Origin of the sequence: Streptomyces sp. NPDC001985, from assembly GCF_040296845.1 — a bacterium.
Lineage (GTDB): Bacteria > Actinomycetota > Actinomycetes > Streptomycetales > Streptomycetaceae > Streptomyces.
Genome location: NZ_JBEOYB010000159.1, coordinates 1 through 5,360 on the forward strand (window position 1 = coordinate 1; position 5,360 = coordinate 5,360).

Sequence of the window (5,360 nt, forward strand, 5' to 3'; positions counted from 1 at the left end):
GGGGGGGGTGCTCGGCCCGGGCGCCGGCGGCGGGGGCCCCCCCGATCGGCGCCGCCCGGCCGCGGCCCCCCCCCGCCGGCGGGCGCCCCGGCCCCCCCCCCCCCCCCCCGGAACTCCTCAGAACCCGAAATTGATCACATTGAAGAGCAGCATGCAGCCGACCGTCACCCGGAAGGCCACCACACCCCGGCTCCGTGCCAGCAGCGCGTGGCTGTTCTGGAGGAACGAGCCGTACTGGCCGAGCCGGACCGCGATCAGCGGCAGCATCGCCACCACGAACCACCAGGTGATCCACCCCGCCGCCGCGGGCACCACGATCACCCCCAGGTTCAGTGTCGTCAGCACCCCCAGGAAGACCTTGTTGCCCCGCTCGGAGGTCAGCACCGCGACGGTGCGCCGGCCCACGGCCGCGTCGCCGCTGACGTCCTTGGTGTTCGAGTACCCCGCGATCAGCAGCTGACCGAAGCCGAAGAGCAGCGCCTCCACCAGGATCAGCGCCGGCAGCTCGCCGACCGTGATGCCGTACGGCGCGAGCACGAAGGCCGAGGCGGAGAAGAGCAGCAGCACCTCCCCGAGGCCGATGTAGCTGAGCTTCAGCCCCCAGGAGTACTGCACGCTGAAGACCAGCAGCAGCCCGGCCACGATCAGCGCCCACAGCGGGGTGTGGGCCGCCTGGAGGGTGGCTATGGCCCACCACACCGCGCCCCACGCCAGCGCCGCGTACCCGAAGCGCTGGGCCTGCTCCACGGTCAGATCACCGGTGAGCAGCGGCTTGCGCTTCAGGGGCCGCAGTTCGGTGTTGCCGTCCTCCAGATAGTTGGCGGTGTCGCTGCCGTCCTTCACCCCGGTCACGTCGTCCAGGGTCATCACCGCGGACAGCACACCGACCTTGCCCAGCGCGAAGAGCAGTATGGTCACGAGAACCGCGCCGTCGAACCGGTCCGCCGGCTCCATTCCCGTCCACACGATGACCAGCGCGAGGAAGAAGTCGAGCACGAACTGGAACTTCACCAGCCGCGCGTAGACCCCGAACCTGCGCAGAACGCCGCCGGAACTCGGCGACACCTCAGTGCTCGCTGCCATGCATCGTCCTCACAATCGAAAGCGGTCGCGCCCAACCGGGGTTCCGGGGCGCATCACAGTGGCGCCGCCAGGGTGGTGAAGCAGGCGAGCAGGGAGCGCGCCTGCACATTGACGTCATGTCCGCGCCGGACCAGCGAGGTGAGCTGGCCGGGGGTCACCCAGCGGTAGCCGGGCGGCGGCACGGCCGGGGCCTGCTCCTCGTCGGCCTCCACGATCAGATACCGGCTCTCGGCGTGGTGGAAGCGGCCGCCCTCCTCGGAGTGCACCGCCTCGTACCGCACTCGCCGGGGGTCGGCGCCGAGCACCAGATCCAGGAAGGGCGGCCGGTCCGCCGGATCGAGATGGGCGTAGTTGCCCGGGGTGTACTGCACGGTCGGCGCCAGCTCCACGGTGTCCAGGAACCCGGCCTCCACCCGCGCGTGCGCCAGCACATGCGGTACGCCGCCGAAGCGCCGGGCGACGAACGCGGTGACGCCCGTCCCCACCGGCTGGAACAGCGGCTGCGTCCAGCTGGTCACCTCGCGGTTCTCCGCCTGCACGGAGACCGCCATGACCCGGAAGTACCGCTCGGGCTGATGGTCCACGGACCACTCGCCGCGCGCCCAGTCCTTCACCTCGGCCAGCGGAATCCGCCGCACCCGCACCTCGTGCCGGGAGCGCTCCGCGGTGATCCAGGAGAGCAGCTCGGTGTCCGAGTGCAGCGCGCCCGCCTCGGCGCGGGCGGTGGGCGCGCAGGCCAGCACGGTCCGCGCGTCCATGTTGACCACATTGTCCCGGCGGAGCAGCTCGCCGATCTGCCCGAGCGTGAGCCAGCAGAAGTCCTCGTCCAGCGGTACGTCCTCGTCCGTCTCGACGAGCATGTTCCGGTTGGCCTTGCGGTAGAACCAGGCGCCGTGCTCGGACTGGAGGACATCGGCGAGTACCCGGCGGCCGGCTCCCGGGCGGACGAAGTACTCCAGATACTTCACGTCCGCGCCCCGGTGGACCTTGGTGTAGTTGCTCCGGGTGGCCTGCACGGTGGGGGAGAGCTGGAGCAGATTGGGGTTGCCCGGCTCCATCTTGGCCTGCATCAGAAAGTGCAGGACTCCGTCGAACTCCTTGGCCAGGATGCCGAGGATGCCGACCTCGGGCTGGTTGATGATGGGCTGCCGCCACTCGCGGAACGGGCCCTCGTCCCGGGTGATGTGCAGGCCCTCGATGGTGAAGAACCGGCCGCTGCGGTGCACCAGGTTCCCCGTCGTCCGCTCGAACGACCAGCCGTCGAGGTCGGCGAAGGCGATGGGCTCGACCCGGAAGTGGTGGGCGCGGGCCCGCCCGGCGAGCCAGCCGGCGAACTCCCCGGTGGCCGGGCCCCGTCCGTGCGCGGTCCGCGCGGAGAGCGCCAGCCGGCCCGGGAGCCCCGCGTCCTCCCTGCGGTGCAGCGCGGCGGCGGTGTCGGGGGTCTCCCACACCCCGGGTGCGGCGGTCACCGTCCACTCCCCTCGAGTACGGGGGCGGGGGCGCCGCCGCCCTCGGCGGCCCGCTTGACCGCCTTCCACCAGTCCGGGTGGGACCGGTACCACTCCACGGTCTCCCGCAGCCCCCGCTCGAACGCGATCCGCGGCTCGAAGCCGACCTCGGCGCGGAGCTTGCCGCCGTCCAGCGAGTAGCGGTCGTCGTGCCCCGGACGGTCGGCCACCAGCCGGATCGCCGACTCGTCCGCGCCGCAGAGCGCGAGCAGCCGGTGCGCGATGGCGGTGTTGGGCTGCTCCTCGCCGCCGCCGACGTTGTAGATCTCGCCCGCCCGGCCCCGGGTGAGGATCAACTGCACCGCCCGGCAGTGGTCGTCGACATGTATCCACTCGCGGATGTTGTGGCCGTCGCCGTAGAGCGGGACCTGCCGGCCCTCCAGCAGATTGGTGATGAAGAGCGGAATGAGCTTCTCGGTGTGCTGGTGGGGGCCGTAGTTGTTGGAGCAGCGGCTGATCGACACATCGAGCCCGTGAGTGCGCCAGTAGGAGCGGGCCACCAGATCCGATCCCGCCTTCGACGCCGCATAGGGGGAATTCGGGGCGAGCGGCCAGTCCTCGGTCCAGGAGCCGGTGTCGATCGACCCGTACACCTCGTCCGTCGAGACATGGACGACCCGGGCGACCTTTGCGCGGACCGCCGCGTCGAGCAGCACCTCGGTGCCCATGACATTGGTACGGAAGAACTCGCGGGCCGCGTCGATGGAGCGGTCGACATGCGACTCGGCCGCGAAATTCACCAGGGCGTCGTGGCCGGGCATGAGCTGCCGTACCAGATCGGTGTCGCATATATCGCCGTGGACGAATTCCAGGCCGGGGGCCAGTGCCGGGAGATTGTCCCGGTTACCCGAATAGGTCAGCTTGTCGAGCACGGTCACCCGGACGTTCTCCATGCCCGGATAGCCGCCGCTGAGCAGGGTGCGTACATAGTGCGAGCCGATGAAACCGGCGCCGCCGGTCACCAGAATCCTCATTGTGCGACCTCCACCTCGGAGTCGTCACCGACGATCAGCCGGTGGTGCGCGGCGGCGCGGACCGACGCCGACCGCCCGATCAGCGAACCGCTCAGCCCGCGCAGGCCCGAGACGCTCGACCCGTCCTGCACGATCGAGTCGTCGATACCGGTGTCCCGCAGCACACAGCCGGGTCCGACGGAGGTGTAGCGGCCGATGTCGCTGTCCTCCACCAGCGCGCCCGCGCCGATGACCGCGGGGCCCTCGATCCGCGAGCGCACCACCCGGGCGCCGGCCGCGACGACGACGGCGCCGGTGATCTCGCTGGCCGCGTCGATCTGGCCGGCCAGCGCCGGGCGCAGGGTGTCGAGCAGCCGCCGGTTGCACTCCAGGACCGCCGCCACATGCCCGGTGTCCTGCCAGTACCCCGCGTACTCCGCGGCCCGGACCGTGCGGCCGTGGGTGACCAGCCACTGGATGGCATCGGTGATCTCCAGCTCACCGCGCGCGCTCGGCCCGATCGCGGCGGCGGCCTCGTGGATCGCCGGGGTGAAGAAGTAGAGCCCGATCAGGGCGAGATCGCTGCGCGGCTCGGCCGGCTTCTCGACGAGCGCCCGGACGATCCCGTCGCCGTCGACCTCCGCGACCCCGAAGGCGCTGGGGTCGGGGACCTTCTGCACCACGATCTGCGCGTCCGGGCGGAGGGTGTGGAAGGCCTCGGCGACGGCGGAGATCCCGTCGGGGAGCACATTGTCCCCGAGGTACATCAGAAAGTCGTCGTCCCCGAGGAATTCGCGGGCGATCAGCACACAGTGCGCGAGCCCGCGCGGCTCGTCCTGCTGAATATAGGTGATACGGGCGCCGAACCGGGACCCGTCGCCGATGGCCTCGCTGATGGCGGGGGCCTGGTCGCCGACGATGATGCCGATATCGGTGATGCCCGCGTCGAGGATATTGTCGAGGACATGTTCCAGAACCGCCTTGCCGGCGACCGGAATGAGCTGCTTGGGCGTGGAGTAGGTAAAGGGCCGGAGCCGGGTTCCAAGTCCACCGGACAACACTAGAGCCTTCACTGGACCCTTCCAAAGTGAATTCTTTAGCCGGTCACAGGTCTGGGATGCTCGACCCGACGGGAAAGGGGGTGCCGTGAGATTCGGCTATTTCAGGGTGACAGTGAGCAATGTAGCGGAGGGGTGGGAGGGGGTTGGGTGGCCGCTTCCGGAGTCTGTCAGGTCAAAGCCAACCTGACAGACTCTGCCGTCGGCGCCCACGAATAGCCCCCAATTCCCCCGGCGCCCCACTCCGCGCGGGAGGCCACCCCTCTGCCCCCCGCGTCCCGGGCCCGCGGGATGCGGGGTCTTGTGGCACAGGGTCCGTCCTCAATCGCCGGACGGGCTGGGTTTGCTCGGGGCCCTGTGGTGCGGGGTTTGTCCTCGAACTCCCCGGAGCTGCCTCTGGGAGGTGCCCCCGGACGGGCCGGGTTGCCCCTCCGGCGTTCCGAGGAGCACCCATGTCAGCCCTTCCGGGCGGGCCGAGGCACGACATCCAGCCTCGCCGGCGTCTGAGGGGCGCTCATGTCAGCCCCCTCCGGAGTGCGAGCCGCACCACCTCAGCCCCTCCGGAGTGCGAGCCGCACCACCTCAGCCCCGCCGGTGATTGAGCCGCACCACCTCAGCCCCTCCGGCGTTTGAGGAGCGCCCACTCAGCCCCTCCGGCGTTTGAGGAGCGGGGGTTCGGGGGCTGGCCCCCGACCGTGGCCCGCAGGGTGCGGGCTCCCTGTGGCACAGGGTCCGTCCTCAATCGCCGGACGGGCTTG

Annotated in this window: 4 protein-coding genes; all 4 read right to left on the reverse strand. The window is 70.6% G+C overall.

Annotation, left to right across the window (positions count from 1 at the left end):
• Positions 1 to 117 precede the first annotated feature (117 nt).
• Genes ABT122_RS33160 through ABT122_RS33175 form a run of 4 tightly spaced genes read right to left on the reverse strand, consistent with a single transcriptional unit; the run spans position 118 to position 4,617 of the window.
• Positions 118 to 1,083, reverse strand: a complete 966-nt coding sequence (locus tag ABT122_RS33160) for a UbiA family prenyltransferase (protein ID WP_351559844.1) — start codon at positions 1,081 to 1,083, stop codon at positions 118 to 120.
• A 53-nt stretch (positions 1,084 to 1,136) separates the two neighbouring features.
• Positions 1,137 to 2,552, reverse strand: coding sequence for an NDP-hexose 2,3-dehydratase family protein (locus ABT122_RS33165; RefSeq protein WP_502976243.1), 1,416 nt, complete (start codon positions 2,550 to 2,552; stop codon positions 1,137 to 1,139).
• The gene (gene rfbB / locus ABT122_RS33170) at positions 2,549 to 3,565 is read right to left on the reverse strand and encodes a dTDP-glucose 4,6-dehydratase (protein WP_351559846.1); all 1,017 of its coding nucleotides are present in this window, start codon (positions 3,563 to 3,565) and stop codon (positions 2,549 to 2,551) included. The genes ABT122_RS33165 and rfbB overlap by 4 nt, the downstream gene beginning before the upstream one ends.
• Positions 3,562 to 4,617: a glucose-1-phosphate thymidylyltransferase gene (locus ABT122_RS33175; RefSeq protein ID WP_351559848.1), complete on the reverse strand. Its 1,056-nt coding sequence runs from the start codon at positions 4,615 to 4,617 to the stop codon at positions 3,562 to 3,564. The genes rfbB and ABT122_RS33175 overlap by 4 nt, the downstream gene beginning before the upstream one ends.
• Positions 4,618 to 5,360 lie beyond the last annotated feature (743 nt).